Source organism: Corynebacterium sp. NML 150383, assembly GCF_002285085.1.
Classification (GTDB): domain Bacteria; phylum Actinomycetota; class Actinomycetes; order Mycobacteriales; family Mycobacteriaceae; genus Corynebacterium; species Corynebacterium gottingense.
In genome coordinates this window covers 102,561-122,529 of sequence record NZ_NSGK01000005.1, presented here as the reverse complement: position 1 = coordinate 122,529, position 19,969 = coordinate 102,561, and the positions used below count along the sequence as shown (strand labels likewise).

9 protein-coding genes are annotated in these 19,969 nt (G+C 62.4%); 8 read left to right on the top strand and 1 reads right to left on the bottom strand.

The features are described from left to right. Window positions 1-8 precede the first annotated feature (8 nt). The 4 genes from CKJ85_RS06785 to CKJ85_RS06770 all read left to right on the top strand — a co-directional run bounded on the left by CKJ85_RS06785 (window position 9) and on the right by CKJ85_RS06770 (window position 7,837). A complete protein-coding gene (locus CKJ85_RS06785; RefSeq protein WP_143340171.1) occupies window positions 9-2,405 on the top strand; it encodes a LamG-like jellyroll fold domain-containing protein in 2,397 nt (798 codons plus the stop codon). A gap of 695 nt (window positions 2,406-3,100) precedes the next feature. Next, entirely contained in the window at window positions 3,101-4,615 is a 1,515-nt protein-coding gene (locus CKJ85_RS06780) for a DUF5129 domain-containing protein (protein ID WP_095553840.1), read from the top strand. 102 nt (window positions 4,616-4,717) lie between these two features. Beyond that, complete coding sequence (locus CKJ85_RS06775; RefSeq protein ID WP_095553839.1) at window positions 4,718-5,461, top strand: Abi family protein; 744 nt, start codon at window positions 4,718-4,720, stop codon at window positions 5,459-5,461. 366 nt (window positions 5,462-5,827) lie between these two features. After that, window positions 5,828-7,837, top strand: a complete 2,010-nt coding sequence (locus CKJ85_RS06770; RefSeq protein WP_095553838.1) for a hypothetical protein — start codon at window positions 5,828-5,830, stop codon at window positions 7,835-7,837. A 55-nt stretch (window positions 7,838-7,892) separates the two neighbouring features. Here the strand turns inward: CKJ85_RS06770 and CKJ85_RS06765 are convergent, their stop codons facing one another. Next, a complete protein-coding gene (locus CKJ85_RS06765; RefSeq protein ID WP_233126986.1) occupies window positions 7,893-9,677 on the bottom strand; it encodes an RNA-binding domain-containing protein in 1,785 nt (594 codons plus the stop codon). A 227-nt stretch (window positions 9,678-9,904) separates the two neighbouring features. Between CKJ85_RS06765 and CKJ85_RS06760 the strand changes: the two genes are divergently transcribed. From CKJ85_RS06760 to CKJ85_RS06750, 4 genes are all read left to right on the top strand, one after another. After that, entirely contained in the window at window positions 9,905-12,781 is a 2,877-nt protein-coding gene (locus CKJ85_RS06760; protein WP_095553881.1) for a DEAD/DEAH box helicase, read from the top strand. Window positions 12,782-12,806: 25 nt separating this feature from the next. Further along, the gene (locus CKJ85_RS06755; protein WP_095553837.1) at window positions 12,807-17,390 is read left to right on the top strand and encodes a DNA methyltransferase; all 4,584 of its coding nucleotides are present in this window, start codon (window positions 12,807-12,809) and stop codon (window positions 17,388-17,390) included. 97 nt (window positions 17,391-17,487) lie between these two features. Beyond that, window positions 17,488-18,561 carry a hypothetical protein gene (locus tag CKJ85_RS11865; RefSeq protein ID WP_143340170.1) on the top strand — a complete coding sequence of 358 codons (1,074 nt, stop codon included), beginning with the start codon at window positions 17,488-17,490 and terminating at the stop codon, window positions 18,559-18,561. A 185-nt stretch (window positions 18,562-18,746) separates the two neighbouring features. Continuing rightward, the gene (locus CKJ85_RS06750; RefSeq protein ID WP_095553836.1) at window positions 18,747-19,859 is read left to right on the top strand and encodes a hypothetical protein; all 1,113 of its coding nucleotides are present in this window, start codon (window positions 18,747-18,749) and stop codon (window positions 19,857-19,859) included. The last annotated feature ends 110 nt before the right edge of the window (window positions 19,860-19,969 follow it).

Below are 19,969 nucleotides of genomic sequence, written 5' to 3'. Positions count from 1 at the left end.
GATCCCCCATGCACACTCACATCGCGGCCGTCACCGCGCTTGCCCTGCTCACCCCGATGACGCAGCTCCCGCTCCCCACTGCGAATGCCGCCGAAGCCGGCGCCGACCTCGCTTCCCGCTTCACCCTCGGCGTGCTTCCGGACACCCAGTTCTACGCCCGCTACGGCGACAAGGACGCCGGCGACATCTTTGGCACCCGCTACGGCTCGAACCCGTTCGACGTGCAGACCGAGTTCCTGGCAAAGCACCACGAGGACCTGAACACCCAGTTCGTGGCGCATCTTGGTGATGTCGTCGACCAGGCCAACGTCCGCAACTCCTGGGACATCAGCTCGGAGGCGATGAAACCGCTGGAGGACGCGCACCTCAACTACTCCATCCTGCCGGGCAACCACGACTACTTCATGTTCGACGGCGAGGACGGTCCGTCCGCGTTCGAGGAGTACTTCCCGGAGGAGCGCGCGAAGCAGAACGCCACCTTCCAGGCCCGCCACCAGTCCACGGGCATCCACGACGGCGGCGACGGCTACGGCTTCCCGGGCCAGAAGACGGATTCCGAGTACCACATCTTCGAGGCCGAGGGACAGCAGTACCTCCTGCTCGCGCTGGGTTTCCGCGCGCCTGACGACACCCTCGACTGGGCCCAGCAGGTCATCGACGAGCACCCGAACCTCCCCGTCATCCTCACCGCTCACGAGATTTCCGGTATCAACGGCGACGGCTCCACCTACTTCACCAAGGAGTACGGCGAGCACCTCTGGGACAAGCTGATCCGCAAGAATGACCAGATCTTCCTCACCATCGCGGGCCACCACCACGGCGCGGGCTACCACGTGGAGAAGAACGACGCCGGCCACGACGTCATCAACATCCTGCAGGACTACCAGATGGCCTACCTGGGCGGCAACGGCCTGATGGGCCAGCTCCAGTTCGACCTGACCAACAACACGCTCGACATGACGGCCTACTCGCCGTGGGTCAAGGACAAGGACCACGCGAAGCTCACCAGCTTCGACCACCTCCTCCCCGAGGGCGAGGGCGACTCCTACTCCATCGACCTCAACTTCGCCGAGCGCTTCAAGTCCTTCGCCCCCGACTTCACCAAGGGCGATGAGAACGACCCCGACTACGCCGAGCTCCTCCGCACCACCGTCGCCGACGGCTTCCAGCCCTACGAGGTCACCGAGCAGGACAAGCCCCGCAACGACCAGGATTACGTCCACGTCGATGGCACTGCCGTCCACTGGCGCCCCGGCCAGACCACGTTCGAGGGCAAGATGCTTAACGACGCCTCCCCTGCCCCCAAGGGTGCCGTCATCCCCGATGTGGCCAACGGCAACGACATGACCCGCGTCCGCTACCGCGTCGGCGCCCGCGAGGACGCCGTGACCTTCTCGGAAGACACGCACCCCCTCTCCTCGGACCGCGGCTCCCTGCGCTGGAAGGACCCCAAGTTCAAGCACTCCACCGCCTGGTTTGAGACCGCCACCGGCGCCGACATCAACGACATGCAGTTTGAGAACGGCTACACCATGGAGGCCTTCCTCAAGCTCGACGAGGACTGGAACGCCGACAACAACAAGTGGTCCAACGCCCTCATCCGCGACGAGTCCGGCACCGTCGCCCACCCCGACAGCGAGGACGGCGACCCGATCCAGATGCTGGGCGTGTCCAGCCTCCGCGAGCTGCGCTGGTACGCCTGGGGCCAGAACGGCGAGGGCTTCTCCAACTGGACCCACGAGGTCCCGAAGGGCGAGTGGATGCACGTGGCCGTGGTCAATGACCCGAAGGACAAGTCGGTCACCATGTATGTCGACGGCTCCCCCATTCTTCGCGACGGCTACGGCCCCCTCGGCATGGGCGGCGAAGGCGCCCAGTGGCTCCTCGGCACCTCCGCCTGGGAGAACGACAAGGTCGACGGCTGGTTCGGCAACATCGGCGAGGTCCGCATCGTGGACCACCCGATCGGCCCGGACCAGTGGCTGACCGCCCGCGCGGCCGACGCCCCGACCCCGTCGCCCACGACCACGGCTCCTTCGGCGACCACCTCTGCGGCTGCCACCTCTGCGGCTGCCACCTCTTCGCCGGCGGCACCGGCGGCTACAGAGACCACCACCGTCACCACTACGGTGACCGCCCCGAACACCGAGCCGACCACTGCGGCGACCACTGCACCGACCACTGCGGCCCCGGCCCCGGCGACGGCAACGGCGACTGCAACCGAAACCGTCACGGTCACCGAAACCGCCTCCCCCAGCGAGGGCTCCTCCACCGCCGAGTCCGCCGGCCTCTTCGCGAGCGGCATCCTCATCGGCCTGCTCACGCTGTTCGGCGCCCTGGTCTTCGACCTCGGCGGCGTGATCAACTCGATCGTCGACCAGATCCGCTCCGCCCTCAACATCTAAACGGTCCGTTAAACGCCGGCGAGTCATCTCAACTCGCCGGCGTTTCCGCGTTCCGGTCCCATTTATATTCCGAGTTTGTGCCGCAATACCCGCCCCCTTGACGTGAATTACGTCACACGTCACACGCTCGGCTCAGCTTCTCCTGTCGTTACAATTAGGAATCCCCTTGAGCCGTTTTCGCGTCCTGGTTTATATGCACTATCTATGCAATTTTTGAAACATGCCATCTACCTGGAACTACAACCATGTTGTGCACGTTTGTCCAGGTTATCGGTAGTGCCAGGGAACTTCCCTTGCTGGTGAAGCTCTTTAAGAAAATGAGAATTATGCACCGAATCAAATGTTTGAAACGGGTATGCAACGCCCTTCGTGTTTTGTAAGCTAAGGGCCGGAGAATTTCGAAGCAGGGCCCGACGTTTTGAACACGGACGCCGGGCCTTTCTCGTGCCGCCAAAAGCTCCGCCCCGCGCGCCCCACGGGCCCCACGCGTGCTGCCCCGGCTATAGATACCGATACTAAGACCCCGACAATGCGCTCTGGGAGCGCGAAAACGGTGTCTTAGTAACGGTATCTGCGGGCAAAGCGCGGGCAGACCACGCCAACACCCGCCAACACCCGCCAACACCCACCAAACCCCCCCACCAAACCCCACCAAACCCCCAGCGCACCGCCCCAATCCGTGTGATAATCCCCGTATGGTGAGCCGAGAGTACGAGTCTGTCCCCGGCGGCAAGTGGTGGCAGCTGCAGGAGACTGCGGAGAGTAAGCGTCGGAACGCGGAGTGGGACGAGGAGCGCAAGTTCAGTCGTCAGTTCAGGGCGAAGGGTGCGCGTCGATTAGCGGTGCTGGTCGCGGTGGTGATCGGCCTGCTCCCGGCGATCCTCATGTTCGCCCTGTGGCGCGCGCCCGAGGAGCCGGACCCGGTGGAGACGGTCGCGGAGGCGCCGCCCGCCTTCGTGGACGACCCGGCCGACCTGCTCTCCCCGGACGAGGAGCTGCGGCTGCTCGACGGCGCCGATGACCTCCCGCACCCATCGACGGTGCAGCAGCTGCGCTTCATCGTGTTCGACGATTCGCTGGACAACGTGAACGATTCGGTGGAGAACTTCATGCGCGACACCTACCCGGACGAGATCGGCGACGACACGTTCGCGGACGGCGTCATCCTCGTCGGCGCGGCGATGAAGACGCGCCACCAGTTCATTTTCGCTGGTAAAGACGTCGCTAGCCAGCTCGCGCTCCGCAGCGGCAGCCACCTCGACCGCTCGCTCGCGGCGATGAAAGACGGCCTGGCCTCCGGCGACATCCCGCGCGGCCTCCTGGACGGCGCGCGCGTCGCGATGGACCCGGAAGAGGTCGCCAGCCGGAACGACTCCAGCTTCCTCGGCTACCTCACCGCCATCCCCACCGGCTTCGGCTTGTTCGCCGCGGCCCTCGCGGTCGGCTTCGTGCCGGTGAAGCGCATTGAGCGTCGCAAGCAGCGGATCGCCGAGGCCCGCCTCGATCGCCAGAAGCTTATCGACGCCCACTCGTCCCTCGCCCTCCGCCTCTCCGAACTCGACCTGCGCGCCCACTCCCTGTCCTCCCGCTTCGCCAACGGCGAGCTGCGCCAGGAGTGGGAGGAGGTCCGCGACCGGTTCCTCGCCATCGACGACGCGGTCGCGCACCTCCCCGTCGACACCGACAGCGACGCTCTGGCCAACTGGGAGCAGCTTCACGACGCCGCCGCCACCGTCAAGGACGTGGAGCGCGCAGAGGAGAACATCAACCTCCTGTTCCGCATGGAGCAGGGCGACGTCGACGTGCGCGCCGAGCGCCTGAGCACCCTGCGCGCCGACGCCGTCGACGCCGGCAAGAAGGCGAAGGACTCCCACCTGAAGGCGGGGCTGCAGGACATCGTGAACCGTCTCGACGCGATAGCCACAGATCCGGAGAACCCCGCGTTCATGGACGCGTTCGTGCGCCTGCTTGCGGACTACCGCATCCTCATGGACGTCATGCAGAAGCAGCAGTTCGCCGCGCGCAAGGGTGTGAAGGATCCGCGCGCGCCGCGCCTGTGGGAGCGGGACTACGCGTACCCGGGCGTGTACACCTACGCCACCCTCTCCCTGTGGGACAGCACGACCAACCGCCCGAGCTCCAGTTCCGGTGGGACGAACTCGGGGTTCAGCTCCGGCTTCTCCGGCTCGGGCGGCTCCAGCTCCTTCTAGGGGGGAGCCCTCCCTCAGCACACAAAAAGCCCCGCTAAAGCGGGGCTTCTTGGAAAAGATGCATGTGCGCTTGGCGCATGCTCGCTGCTGTAGGATTTTAGCGTGATAAGGTTCCCTCTGCAAACGGCGCAATTGTTTTTCAGCGCTCCCCGTCTTCAGGCTTACCTCGATGAAGCCCAAGACTACGACCAAGCCCTGGACTTGTACATGTGGGGATCGGAAGTTGCGGGAGCGTTTCACGCGACGCTTTCTTTCTTGGAGATCGCGCTACGTAACGCGGTTGACCACCAGCTTAAGGAATGGAACGGGAAAGAGTCTTCCCAAGTGTGGACCACACGCGGGGACACGCGAGACGAACTACGTGCTGTAGCGGGTAAGGCGATTGGTGCTGCGAGGAAACACGCAAAGAAGGAGCTGGAGCGGAAAGGGCAATCACCTGACGTTCAGCCCACCCACGACCAAATCCTCGCGCAGTTTACGTTCGGTAATCTGTCCTATTTATTCATCGACCCTGGGTATCAGGATGGGGTATCGAAAAAGGCGGATCGTGACACGTTGTGGGATGAAGCGCTGAAGCTTGCGTTTCCTGATGAAGGCCAACCGATTGGTAAGCGGGTTTGCAACTATCAGAACGGACGAATGAGGATTGGGCGTCAGCTCGAACATCTGCGGCAGCTTCGAAATAGGGTTGCCCACCACGACAACTTGCTTCACGTGGATATTAGGAAAGAAATACACACGATTAACTCGGTACTGAGCAAGATGAACACGGAACTTCCGGCCGTGGCAATGTCCAAGAGTCAGCTGCGTAGGTTGCGGCGGGAAGATCCTCGAGTCCAACCATAGAAATGCTCCGTGCGCGATCCGCAGATTGTCCAACAGACAAACCCCCACCGATCCCCCCTATGGCAACGCAGAACCCCCTCGCACACTCGCGTTCTAAATGGGGGGGTGTTGAACGCTCTTCCGGCTTCGGGGGGGGTGAGCCGTGGGCGAAGGGGCCTGCTCATTGCAGTATGGCACGGATTGCCCAATACGTCTACCCCGGCAGCGCCTCACACGCACCAAATCAAGAAAAACCCAGCTCAGAGCAACGAAATTCGCACTACCCCCACCCGTTTCACCCGGCGCATCCCCCACGCCTGGCGTACTATGTCAGCGCACGGACAGTCCGCACGCACCTCATCCCCAGCCCCGAAATCCGAAGGCGCCATGACCCGCTCTACGCACGACACGCCCACACAAAAGCAGCGCGACCAGCACACGTCCTCCCGCCGCGCCGAGGACCTCACGCCCGATGAGGCCAACGACGTCCAGATAAACCTGGCCTACGACTTGCAGGGCGCCAAGTTTGACCTGCCCGCGGACTTCGAGGCCACGAAGGACGAGCTCCCGGAGTGGCGCCTCGCGCACTTCGCGGTGATTGTCCCGCTTCCGGTGGGGGCCTTCGACGACGCCGATTTCACCCGCTGGGCGCCGGGCCGTTTCCGCGGCATCAAGTCGATCCAGGTCCCCGCGTTCGACGAGGCGCGCAACACCTACCGCAACCCGGAGACCATGGAGCGGGAGCGGAAGCTGGATCAGCCGGCCTGGAGGTATTCGCCGCGCGTCTTCCACCGCGGCGCGAACGTGCATTTCCGCCGCCCGCTCAATGAGTCGATGGGCGCGGATGCGCTGGACGCGAAGGGCGGGGCGTCGGAATTCGCACCCTCGCGCAATCGCCACGGCATGAGCGTCTCGGCCCGCCGCTTCCTGTTCCAGCCGGACATCACCCCAGAAAACGGCAAGGAGCCGCCAGCGGATCCGCGTCAGGCTCCCGTGGACTCGAGCTTTTCGCTTATCGACGCCACAAATCCCCTCGCTTCCGTCACCCTCACCTGCGCCGAGCTCCTGGACTACCAAGGCCCGGAGCTCAAGTACGCCGATACTGCCAACCAACTCGACACGCCGGACACACCGGACACACTAGACACAGACGCGCGGGAGTTCCGCAACCAGTTCCTGGTGCTCCACGTGGTTGCGGAGCACTGCTCGGGCGACGCGCTCGAGGCGGTGTCGAAGTCGTTGCACCGCCCGCGCAGCAAGGTCAAGGTGGGGCGTCCCGGCGAGGAGCCGCAGAAGACCAACCTCCTCGAGGTGTGTTTCGAGATGGTCAACGAGGTCCTCGGCGGCGCACAGCTGCAGGTCAGCCGCGGCGGCACCGCCTACGTGAAGGGGGATCGTCGGCGCCCGCTGGCAACGCGCCCGTACACCACGATCACGGCGATCCCGGCCTGCGACGAGCCCGAGTTGCCCCGCCGCATGCGCAGCTCTCTCCGCGAGGGCTTAGGCACCTGGACGCGCCACGACGCGTGGGCGTGGTTTTTGGCCACACGCGCGGATGACTACAGCCCGGAGCTCACGGCGATGGATCAGGTCTCGCTGGACGCGTCGCGGGTGCAGCTGTTTCAGGATTGGACGGTGCATTCTGATGAGAACGGGCTGGCGGTGGTGCGCCGCTCGCCGATTGAGAATCGCAACAACAACTTCTGGATGCTCACCGGCACCCGCCTCGTCGACCTGGCCATCCTGGTCCGCCGGGCGGACAACTACCTGTCCGTGATGGCGAAGCAGATGCGTCGCATGTCCTTCGGCTCCGAGGAGTTGGAAGCGGTCCGCCGGAAGCCGGAGTGGGACGACGAGGACGTGGAGTTGGCGTCGAAAATCTTGCGCTCCAGCTTGCGCGACTTCGAGGACATTCAGACGGAGTTTGTCATCTTCCGTGATTACCTCTGGTACGAGTCGGTGAGCGGCCGGCCTGTGGATACGGCCGTGCTGCATCACATGCTCAAGGAGACCGGTACGCGCGACGATTTCCACGAGGTCGCGTCCGAGCTGGAGCTGCGCAAGGACATTTACAAGACGCAGGGCGATGCGATCCGCGTGGCGCTGGATAACGTGAAGCGCAGGCGCGCGGAGCAGGCGCAGGATCGCCGCGAGCAGTTCAACATCAACCTCGCGATCGTCGGTACCGCCCTGGCCATCCCGGGCCTGATCGATCTGTGGCCGCGCGACGATTCCTCGTACGGCGCCTTCGTCATCTCGATGATTCTGGTGCTCATCATCACCGCATTCCTGCTCAGCCCGAAGCTGCGCGGCGTCTTCCGCCCAAACCAGAACTCAAAGTATAACTCACACGCAAACCATAAAGCAGCAGCTCACGGCGATAAACACCAATCCTGAATGCGACTTTGAGTTATGGTTCGGGGCATGACCCGCGCCAGCTAGCTTGAGCCTGCTAGCTTGAGCCCGAAGTTGGCCAGTGTGGGAGTGCGTACCGCTGATTCTTCGCGTTCCAGTACTTCTCGGTAAACGTAATCTCACCAATTTCGGCCATTCGTTTGAGCGCCGGAGTCATTTGGCCATAGCTCATGCCAGTCTGCTCACCAATCTCCCGCTTGGTCAGTGGGTGACCCGCATTCTCCAGGACGTGCTGAATGAGTTGGATCTTCTCTTCCAGGCGGAGATATTTCCGATTTGGAACGTCAGGGTCCGAATCTTCCCGCCGCGTGGTGGCGCTGCCGTCCGCGTGGTTGCGTGCAAGGTCGTCTTCCGCGTCGTGCCGGAAGGAATATACGGTGCCTCCGGCTTGTCCTCGAGTAGTGGCGAGGCCGTACTCCACGAGCTGTTGTAGCTCTGTCCGCGCCCGAGTCGAGTCCATGGGGAACTCCTCGCGGTACGTTGCGTTGGTGAGCTCTTCGCCGTTGCGCATCCGTATCAGCGCGTGGCGTTGCGCAGTGGAGAACCTCTCCCCGCCTGGTAGGCGCGATGCCCACGCGACGTCATCTTCGGAGAGCATCGTTGAGGATGTCAAGATCGCCTGGAAATCGATGACGCGGTCCTTGAAGTAGGGGGCGGGCAGGAAGGCGTCGTGAAGCGCCTCACGTACAGCGGGAATACCTGTTGCGCTTGCCTCAATGACGCGGTTGCCCCTCGACGTCTTCACCGCGGTGCACATGCGGTACAAAACGGGGTTTCTGGCGCGGGGGCCGGTGTTGCCCAACTCGCGCTCGGTCAGCCCCCACAGCCCACCAGGGTTCACCACGATGAGTTTGTCCTGCTGCTTCACCACCTGGGTGTACGCGAGCAAGCTGGCGGGGGAGAGGTCGCGGTGGACGAGCGCGTTGGCAACGATCTCGCGGATGGCCAAGATGGGTATCTCCGGAACGTCTTTGCCGTGGCCGTCCGAGAACGTGATACTGGTTTGCAGGTGATCGGTCACCCAATCCACTACTGCGTCCAGCAGATCAGGGACGGGACCCGTGAACTCTTCCTTATCGCGCATGCGGACCGATTTGGGGTCGGACGGATTGCGTGTGACATGCGCTTTCACCGTGAGCGGCAAGAATTGCTGTGGGTGGATGCCCAGTGCGTAGACCGCTGCAACGGTTGGCTCACCCGTTTCCGGCGCGACGACATTGGTTTTGATGAGCTGCTCTTGCCTCGGCAAACGGGCGAGTCGCTTCGATTGGGAGAGTTCTCGTTCCAGATACTGTTCGAGAAGTTCTGGGTCCAGGTCACGTTCAACGCTTGCACCTTCGACCGGGGCGCGGTCGTGCTTGGGCACGCCCCGCTGCGAGACGAGGAAGAGTTCTTCGTTTGAGTCAAGCTCGTAATCGCCGTCGCCGCTACGGATGTAGGCCGGGCCCCCTCTACCGACTCGAAATGGCTTCCGGTCCGACGGTTGGGGCGGCACGACGCACTGGAGTACCGTTTTGCCTTCGATAGTCGCGGTTTCTATCGCTCCGAGTTGGAGGGGAGGCACGATTTTTTGCCGTGCCTTGTTTGCCAATTGGCTCTCCATGGTTTTGGGGTCAGCAATGCCGGTCACCGGGAAGGTGCCACCGTCCTCGGCCACGCCAAGCAGGATCACCCCGCCCTCCGGCATGTTCCCGAAAGCGGAGAGTGTCTCAGTAATGCTCTCTGGAAGACCGCCGGAGGCATCCTTGGCTTCGATCCGGTAGGTATCGTTGCCAATGTCTCGCAGCTTTTCGACGTATTCGCGAACGGTATTCTGACTCACCTTGCAAAGTATAACTCAAACCCGAACTCAAAGTATAACTCAAACGAAAACCATAAAGCAGCAGCTCACGGCGATAAAGGCCAATCCTGAATGCGATTTTGAGTTATGGTTTGAGTGCGATTGTTGGAAATCGAACTCAGAGTTCGCGCCCGCTTATCGACGCCCCGTCGCCCCACCCCAACACCACCCACACAGCACACCCCTCACAGCCAACTACCATGATCGGCATGACTCCCGCCGACGCCAGCACCGCAGCCAGCGCCACCTCAACCCCCGTCTACGCCCCCGGCCTCACGGTCCGGGTCCGCGACGAGCTGTGGCTGATCACCAAGGTCACGCAGGCGGTGGACGGCTTCCTGCTCACGGTGCGCGGCCTGTCGGACTTCGTGCGCGACTCCACCGCCAGCTTCTACACCGCCATCGACCACGTGGAGGTGGTGGACCCGGCGCGGGTCCGCGTCGTCCCAGACGACTCCCCCGGCTACCGCACGTCGCGCTTGTGGCTGGAGACCACGCTGCGCCAGACCCCGGTCCCGCTGTACCAAGACGAGCTGTCGGTGGCGGAGGACATGCTCATGGACCCGCTGGACTACCAGCTCTCGGCGGTGAAGAAGGCGCTGTCGGATGAGAACCTGCGTCCCCGCATCCTCATCGCGGACGCCGTCGGCCTGGGCAAGACGCTGGAAATCGGCATGATCCTGGCGGAGTTGATCCGGCGCGGCCGCGGCGAGCGCATCCTGGTGGTCACGCCGAAGCACATCATGGAGCAGTTCCAGCAGGAGATGTGGACGCGCTTTGCCATCCCGCTGGTGCGCCTGGATTCCGCGGGTATCCAGCAGATCAAGCAGAAGCTGCCGGGCAGCCGCAACCCGTTCACGTACTTCTCCCGCGTGATCGTCTCGCTGGACACGCTCAAGGCAGAAAAGCATCTGATCAACCTGGAGAAGGTGCGCTGGGACGTGGTGGTGATGGATGAGATCCACAACGCCACCAACGCCGGGACGAACAACAATAAGCTGGCCAAGACGCTCGCCCCCACCACGGAGTCGTTGCTGCTCGCCTCCGCAACCCCGCACAACGGCGACCCGGAGTCCTTCAAGGAGATCCTGCGCTTGCTGGACCCCACGGCGGTGCGGCCCAACGGGGAGATTGACAAAAACGCCGTGGACCGCCTGGTCATCCGTCGCCACCGCCACAGCGAGGAGGTGGCCAGCGTGGTGGGCCCGAAGTGGGCGGAGCGCGCGGAGCCGCGCAACATCCCGGTGGAGGCCTCGGCGGAGGAGAACGCGGTGGCGCGTGAGCTGCAGGACGCGTGGCTCAACACACGTAACACCAAGGACCACCTCTTCCCCTGGACCCTGGTCAAGGCATTCCTCTCCTCGCCGGCCGCGCTCGAGGAGACGATCACCACCCGGCTCAGGCGCACCACGGACGCCAACGAGCGCGAGGCCCTCGAGCGCCTCCGAGCGCTCAACGCCAAGGTCACGCGCCAGAACTCCAACAAGTACGCCGCCCTGGTCAACTACCTGCAGGAGATCGGCGTGGGCAAGCGCTCCCCCACGCGCGCGGTCATCTTCTCAGAGCGCGTCGCCACCCTGCACTGGCTCAAGGAGCACCTGTCCAAGGACCTCAACCTGGGCAAGGACGCCATCGCGGTCATGCACGGCAGCCTGTCGGACCAGGAGCAGATGCGCCTGGTGGACGAGTTCAAGCGGACGGATTCTCCCCTGCGCGTCCTGGTGACGGGTGACGTGGCGTCGGAAGGCGTGAACCTGCACACGCTGTGCCATGACCTGGTGCACTATGACATCCCGTGGTCGCTGATCCGCATCCAGCAGCGCAACGGCCGCGTCGACCGCTACGGGCAAACCCACCCGCCGCAGATCACGGCGTTGCTGCTGGATACGGAGGACGCGAGCGTCGGTGAGCTGCACGTGCTGCGCCGCCTCATCGACCGCGAGCACGAGGCCCACGCGGTGCTGGGCGACGTCGCCTCGCTCATGGGCAAGCACACGGTCCGCGGCGAGGAGGACGTGATCCGCAAGGTGCTGCAGGGCAGCGCGGGCTTCGACGATGTGGTCAAGCGCGCCGAGACCGTTGCCGAGGAGGAACCGCAGGATGAGCAGTCGCTTATCGACGCCCTCCTCGCCCGCCTCAACCGCACCACCCCACCCGCGGCACCACCGGAACCCACTGGCACCGGCGCGCCGACCTCCACGGGGGCGACGAGCCTGTACCCCTCGGAGATCGCGTACCTGCAGGACGCGCTGAACGCCGCCTTCCACAACGCCCCGGAGAAGCCGCTGACTAACAAGGGCGTGGCGTTCGCCCAACACCCCAACGGCGTGGCGGAGCTCGCGCCCCCGGAGGACCTGCGCCGCCGCTTGGACGTGCTGCCGCAGGACTACCTGGCGCAGCGGCGCGTGCGCGAATCCTTCCAGCTGGCCACCACGCGCGAGTTGGGCAACGACCTCCTGCGCCGCGCCCGCACCGGCGACGACGGCTCCACTTGGCCCCGCGCCCACTTCCTCGGGCCGCTGCACCCGGTGACGGACTGGGCCGCGGACCGCGCGCTCGCCTCCCTGTCCGGCGGGCAGATCCCCGCCATCCGCGCCGCTGCAGGCACGCTCGACTTCCCCACCGTCCTGCTCATGGCCACGCTGACCAACAAGCGCGGCCAGGTGGTCTCGCGCGCCTTCGTCACCGTGGCCAACGGGATCCTGCCCCAAACCATCCTCAACCCGGTGGACTGGCTGCACGGCGTGGGGCTCACCGCCGACGCGATCAACACCGGCGACCTGGAGTTGCCGGAGAACGCGCAGCAGCTCATCGCGGACTCGGTGACCGTGGCCCGCGGCCAGCTCACCCCGATGATGCAGGCGGCGCGCACGCAGGCCCAGGAGCGCATTGACTACTGGATACAGCGCGCGGAGAACTGGGAGCACTCCAAGTACGACACCCAGACGGCCCTGAGCTCGCGCATCGTGCGCCGCTCCCAGCACCTCCTGCAGCAGGAGAAGCAGCTCATCGCCTCGCTCGCACCGGACCGCGAACTCATCCGCCCCCTCGTCCTGGTCCTGCCAGCCCTGCCCAACACCCAGTAACCACACACCGCGTAAGGAGACCCCGATGGCGTCCTACGACTCACTCATCAACGTTGATGAATGGATCAGCGACCACTTCTTCACCACCGATGAGAAGGGCGAGTCCTTCACCAAGTCGGTCAAGGCGCGCGTGAAGGAGTGGAAGGACCTGGAAAAGGAGACGGGCAGCCTCTCGCCTGCCGAGCGCTTCAAGAAGGCCCGCGGCGAGCTCCAGAACGCCTACGCCACCGCCGACCAGGACGCCGCCCAGCACACGCTGCGCCGCGCGCTCGGCTACGGCGCCCCCACCACCCGCACCTTCGAGCGCGCCAACCACACCGTGGCGTACCAGGGCTGGGCGGGTGCCGACGACACGCTGATCGTGCTCAACGCCGACCCGATCGAGAACTTAGAGGACATCACCTCCACCACCGTCGTTGGCGGCATCACGCGCAAGGACCGCGAGCCAGAGCCCCTCCCGGTGGCCAAGCTGGTCGGCGAGCTCTTCCTCACCGATAACGCCCCGGAGTTCATCGTCGTCCTCGCCGGCCCCTGGGTGGTGCTCGCCCACCGCGAGACCTGGGCGTTGGGCCGCTACCTGGGCGTCAACGTGCAGTTGGTGGTGGAGCGCAACGAGGTAAAGCAGGGCGGCGAGCTGCAGCGCACGGCCGTGATCCTGGCGCGCGAGAACCTGGAGCGCGCCGCCGACGGCACCACGTGGTGGGCCGAGGTTCTCGAAGCAGCGCGCAACCACGCCGTCAAGGTCTCCGAGGACCTTCGCGACGCCGTGCGCGAATCCATCGAGCTCATCGGCAACGACGTCCTTGAACGCCGCAAGGATCAGGGCCTCCCGCTCGAGGACGTCGACGGCAACGAGCTGGCCCGCCAGTCCCTGCGCTACCTGTACCGCATCCTCTTCCTCCTGTTCGCCGAGGCGTCGCCAGAACTGCAGATCCTGCCCACCGGCGCCGCGGAGTACGTCGACGGCTACGGCCTGGACCGCCTGCGCGACTACGCGCTCACTCCCCCGCTTACCGAGCAAGCCCGGCGCGGCACCCACCTCTATGATTCGCTGCAGGTCCTCTTCGACCAGGTCAACCACGGCCACCACCCGGAGCAGACGGAGAACGCGGACGAGGACGCTCAGAACGAGGGCCTGACCTTCCGCAACCTGGAGGCGGACCTCTTCAAACCGGAGGCGACCTCCCTGCTCAGCGGCACGAAGCTGTCCAACGAGGCGCTCACCCAGGTCCTGCAGCGCCTCCTGCTGTCTAAGGAGAAGGCAGGAAAAGACCGCGGCTTCATCTCCTATGCCACCCTCGGCGTGACCGAGCTCGGCCAGGTGTACGAGGGCCTCATGTCCTACCACGGCTTCATCGCCCAGGAAGACCTCTACGAGGTCGCGCCGGGCGGCAACGCCTCCAAGGGCTCCTGGGTCCTCCCCGTCGGTAGGGCAAGCTCGGTGCCGGAGGACAGCTTCGTCATGGAGATGCGCGAGCAGCCGGAGGGCGGCTACGCCCCAGCGCGCCGCGAGCACAAGCGTGGCTCCTTCGTATTCCGCCAGTCCAGCCGCGACCGCGAGCGCTCCGCTTCCTTCTACACCCCGGAGGTGCTCACCCAGTTCACCGTCGGCCAGGCCCTCGAGGTCCTCGAGGAGGAAGGCCGCATCCAGACGGCCGAGGACATCCTGGCTCTCACTATCTGCGAGCCCGCCATGGGCTCCGGTGCCTTCGCCGTGGAAGCCGTACGCCAGCTCGCGGAGCGCTACCTCAAGCTGCGCGAAGCCGAACTCGGCGAGCAGGTGCCACCCGAGGACCGCACCCGCGAACTGCAGAAGGTCAAGGCCCACATCGCCCTGCACCAGGTCTACGGCGTGGACCTCAACCCCACCGCGGTGGAGCTCGCGGAGATCTCCCTGTGGCTCGACACTATGACCGGCGAGCTCACCGCCCCCTGGTTCGGCCTGCACCTGCGCCGCGGCAACTCGCTCATCGGCGCCCTGCGCTCAACGTATGACCCCTCCCAGCTGAAGAAGAAGGCGTGGCTCACCGCCGTGCCGCGCCGGGAGTCCGTGGCCAACCTCGCGCAGGCTATCGACGCCGGCCACCGCGACCCCCGCGCCGCCGGCCGCATCCACCACTTCCTGCTGCCCTCCCAGACCTGGGGCGCGGCCCACGCCGCGAAGGACTTGAAGAAGCTCGCCGGCCCGGAGCAAAAGGCCCTTGCCGCTTGGCGACGCAGCGTGCTCACCGACCCCCGCGGCCCCCAAAAGAAGCAACTCACCCGCCTGGCCGCCCGCGTGGAGACCCTGTGGGCCTTCGCCCTGACCCGTATGAAGATCGCGGAGCAGCAGATCCGCCGCGACATCCCCCTGTGGGGCCGCGAGCACACGCCCACCTCGCGCAACGTCACCCGCGCAGAAATCGAACGCGACCTGCTGAATAATGAGCAGGGTGCTTACCGACGCCTACGCCTCGCCCTCGATGCGTGGAACGCACTGACCTTCTGGCCGCTTACCGAGATCCAGGTCGACGCCGAAGGCGAGGTCCACACAGCCCTGCCCTCCTTCGACGAGTACCTCGAAACCCTGGAGGACCTCCTCGGCATTGAGGCCCAAGCCCGCGACGAGGCGCAGACCATCATCGCCAACGCGGACACCTGGGAAGAGCTGAACCACCACGAGGACATGAACCTGAGCCTGTCCGGCGCCAAGCCCCTGGACAAGGTCCTGGAGCTCCACCCGTGGCTGCACACCGTGCGCCAGGTTGCCGAGGACCAGGGCTTTTTGCACTGGGACCTGGACTTCGCCGCCGTCTTTGCCCGCGGTGGCTTCGACCTACAGGTGGGTAACCCGCCGTGGGTGCGGCCCCGCGGTGACATGGATGGTCTCTACTCCGAGGTCGACCCGTGGTTCTCGCTGGCACACAAACCGACGCAGGCAGAGAAGCGGGAGCGTCGCGAGCAATGGAACGACAACGACCGTGCCCGCGAGATCGCGTTCAGCGGAACGGGTGACACAGTTTCGACCGCCGCCGTGCTTGGCGACGTTGCCATGTACCCGCACCTGGCCAACCAACAGCCGGATCTGTACCGAGCCTTCATGGAGCGTACGTGGGCCAACATGAGCAACAACGGCGTCGTTTCGCTTATACACCCGGAGTCACACTTCACGGAAAAGGGTGCTGTTGCGCTCCGCCACGACGCGTATCTGCGCCTGCGCCGGCACTGGCAGTTCATCAATGCCCTCATGCTCTTCGATATTGATGATCATGTTGTATACGGGGTACATCTCTATGGACCCGAACAAGACCGCCCTAAGTTCTTGCAGGCCGGCCGCATGTACCACCCGCAAACTGCTGCGGATTCCGTCCATCACAACGGCGAGGGTGACCTCCCAGGTATCAAGGATCCTGACTACAACTGGGACCTTCGCCCCCACCGCGATCGTATCCAAAAGGTCGATATGTCGGTCCTCGAGACGTGGCACTCGATCCTCGAGGGCGATGATGTCGCGATTACCGACACTCGCATGGTCTACACCGTCAACACCGAGGCTGCAGCAGTCCTAGCGAAGCTCGCCGATAAGCCACGTATTGGTTCTCTCGGACTCAAGTTCTCTTCTGGCTGGCACGAGACTTCCGACAAGAAGAAGGGGTATTTCGACGTCGATTGGGCCCACCCTAAGTCCTGGGACGACGTGATCCTCCAGGGGCCACACCTCGGCGTCTCGACGCCGATGATCAAGCAGCCGAACCCGACGCTGAAGCACAACCAGGACTGGTCCGAAATTGACCTTGAGGCGATGCCCGCGGACTTCATCCCAGCGACGGCGTATCAGCCAGATCGCGAAACCAAGCCTACGTACGACACTGATTACACATCGTGGGAGGTCGATGGTGAACGCGTTCCATCGAGAAATTGTTATCGGGTCGGTTGGCGAGCAATGGCGGCAACTACTGGGTTTAGAACTCTCTACCCAGTGGTAATACCTCCTGGAGCTGCGCATGTGCATGGCATTCATAGCGGCGGTGCGCCCTCTAATGTAACTAACGCAATACTTGTTGGAGCATCTTTGTCCTCGCTCCTCGTAGATTTTCAGTTGCGGGCTACAGGTCTTGCGAATCTTTATGGGCCCACGATTGACTCATTACCGTTGCCGGAGTTCGGGGAGTTAGAGAAACTGCTTGTGCAGAGATTTCTTGAGCTCAACTGCCTCACTGAGGCCTATGCACCACTTTGGGAAGAGAGCACGGGTCAAACCTGGACCTACGACACCCCATTGCGGAATGCCTGGGATCGGCAGCTCGCGCAAATTGAGATTGACGCGATTGTGGCACTTTCACTCGGCGTCACCGCCGATGAACTCTGCATGATCTATCGCACGCAGTTCCCCGTTATGCGTCGCTACGACGAGGAGGATCGTTTTGACGCGAACGGACGATTCGTTCCTAAGGAGATCCTCAAAGCCGATGCGAGGTTGAAGGATGGCCAGGAACTTTCGGAAACAGATCGCACGTGGGTACACCCGCAATCCGATGTGACGTACGTGTTGGAGTACCCATTTAGTCAGCTAGACAGGGAAGCTTCCTTGAAGGAAGCCTATGAGCGGTTAGGTCAACACGGTTCCTAGCTACAAACGACTTTCGCTGCTCTCACAGGCCGCGATCGTGAAGCTGGGAAGACTCAAGGAGCGTTGAGTTTTGCGAAGGAGAGAGGGAGGACGGAGCGTGCTGGATCTAGGCGAGTTAAAAGCGGGGTCGAGCCTTTTAAGCACTAATAAGGCTCTAGCGGAAATCTTCAAGGCGACAAATGGGCTTTCTTTACATGAGCTAGTGGGACCAGTAGCGGAAATTGCCGAAAGCGCCGTGCAAGAGTGGATGTCTCCAGTTGTCGGCATCCCTTTGCCGTCTGCTCTAACCCTCGCTGAAGCGAATAAAGTTGGTGCAACCTATCAATCAACTCTTTCGTCGATACAAGCCCTTTCTAAGTCGGTGCTTGATGCGCAAGATGCTTCATTCAGCTACGCGAGAAATCTGGTTGAAGATCAGTGGAAGGTGGTGGAAAGGCTACAAGCAGACCACTTTCACGCGTATGAAAAGCTTGTCGAAGATCTACAGCGACAGATAACTTCGCTCCTGCAACCGTCGATTGACCAGGGGGTTTTCAATGCGGCGCATAGAGCGCTGCTGCCACCGAATCTCCGGAACCTTGCCGGCCGAATCACACCTGATGAGGTGGTGTGCTTTGTGGAGGGTGGTTCGATTCCCATCTGTGAGGTACCGAGCGAAGAAATAGCTATCAAGATTATTGCCGCAGAAACCGTAAAAGACCAGCGAGCACTACTGAACAGATACTCTCGGAGAATTCTGGACGACTGTGAGACTGCAATTCGAGTTGTGGTTGCGCCGAGAATCGAAAAGCTTCGTCCTTTTGTCGATGAGGCGTTGGAGGTGGCCCGGCAAGGCCATGAGAAAGCTGCACAAGCCCTATTTACGACGATTCTCGATTCGCTTGTCTCTTTTCGTTTTGAGGGAGACGAGAGGAAAGTCATAAAAAACAGGAAAGCTGAGGATGAAATCCCGGAAGTCATCGACCGAATGACTTTGCGTGAGTCCCTCGTTTGGTTACCGGTGTGGAATGCTCATGCGGCATACTGGCCTGATCGAAATGACCCAGTCCCGTATCAATACTCTCGGCATGCTTCCGTGCACCATGTTTCGAAACGGCAATACAACCAGCGAAACTGCATTCAATCAGCGATGCTTGTTTGCAGTGTCTTCGCCTCCCAGGCTCAGAAATAACGTGAGGTGCTATGGCGAAATTTTTTGAACACGCCACATCGCCTCTTGGTCAACGAACACCGGCCACAGTGTCATCACAAGACAGCGTTTCATAGAACACGAGTTCTGCAATGCGGTGAAGGGAATGACGCCCATGTGAGATAATCACCTCAATACGGCCCACCCCGCCCTAGAAAGGTGACACGATGCCCCACGACGGCAACAGCTCGAAGCCGAACCCCAACTTGGATTGGTTCGGGAAAATACAAAGCGACATCGCAAACAGTGCTGCAGGCCTTGCAGGCTCCAAAGCCCTCGCGCAACAAATAGCAAATATCAACGCATCCATGAAACTGGGTACGAGTCCCTACATTGACTTCAAAAACAGTGGAGTCATGCAAGCCCTCAGCCAGGTACAAACATCCGCCAACGCAGCATCCGCCTTTCTGAGAATGCGCGATGACCAAACATTCAAAGCTGTCGAAGCAATACGACGTGGCATGAATATGGGATTCGAATCTTCAGTATTGAAAGAGATGACTGGGCTGCAAACTTCAATGGCTGACTTCGCGAAAATCGGCAATCCTTTGCCGGATATTTCCGCTTTTGCTGGAACTGGCGAAGTCATCCCACCAAAGAACATGCTCGCGGGACTTAACTTTTCAGCCGTAACCCAAGGCATTGCTGCAACGCAGGCATTAAGTGGACAAGCACTGGTTGTGCGAGGGCTCACCGAGCTCATCAATCAAGCGACCAAGGACCTGACTGCTCCTGAACAGTTGCTGAAGCAGATGCAGGGGCTGGGATTCTCACCAGGGGCGCAGATTGCTCTGAAAGGGTATCCGGCAGCTTTTCCCGACTTTGAGGAGTACTCCGCAGCATCAAAAATTGTCGGTGAACACTACCGCACGCAGAGTATTGACAGCGTTCTGCGCGGCTTTGAACGGCTTGAAAACGAACTCAATCTCGATGTCCCCGTGGAAACCCCTGATGATATCGACGACTTAGTTGGGGACGCGCAGGCTGTTGAATACGTTGAGAATCAAATCACCGAAAACGGTGCTCTTAAGCCTTCGATTTCACAAGCTCTGTTCGGTTTCAATCTCAACGAACTCCCCCTCACGCAATCCGGCAGTCTGGTCGCTTTCGGTGGATCAGTTATCGCGTATATGGATCAAGTCCTAGGGTTATTGCTTGCGGAAAACGTCACTGCCGCGCGCTTCTTCACTGTTGCTATTATTTATTTCATCCCCGTTTATGGCGCAGCAATGGTTGGAGATGGAGAGTTGGGCGAGGGTAAGGATTTGCCTGCTGCGTAGTTGCTTTTGACGATATCCGGGGGCCTGATCCAGTGCGACGACGTCAACGTATTCATGAAGAACCTCAAGTAAGTAAGGAAGAACAATGTCTGAAGTGAACAATACTCAAG

Excerpts from the sequence above, each read along its gene's own strand:
- CKJ85_RS06755 (WP_095553837.1), top strand. The coding sequence starts at position 12,807 with ATGGCGTCCTACGACTCACTCATCAACGTTGATGAATGGATCAGCGAC.
- CKJ85_RS06770 (WP_095553838.1), top strand. The coding sequence starts at position 5,828 with ATGACCCGCTCTACGCACGACACGCCCACACAAAAGCAGCGCGACCAG.
- CKJ85_RS06785 (WP_143340171.1), top strand. The coding sequence starts at position 9 with ATGCACACTCACATCGCGGCCGTCACCGCGCTTGCCCTGCTCACCCCG.
- CKJ85_RS06780 (WP_095553840.1), top strand. The coding sequence starts at position 3,101 with ATGGTGAGCCGAGAGTACGAGTCTGTCCCCGGCGGCAAGTGGTGGCAG.
- CKJ85_RS06760 (WP_095553881.1), top strand. The coding sequence starts at position 9,905 with ATGACTCCCGCCGACGCCAGCACCGCAGCCAGCGCCACCTCAACCCCC.
- CKJ85_RS06750 (WP_095553836.1), top strand. The coding sequence starts at position 18,747 with ATGCCCCACGACGGCAACAGCTCGAAGCCGAACCCCAACTTGGATTGG.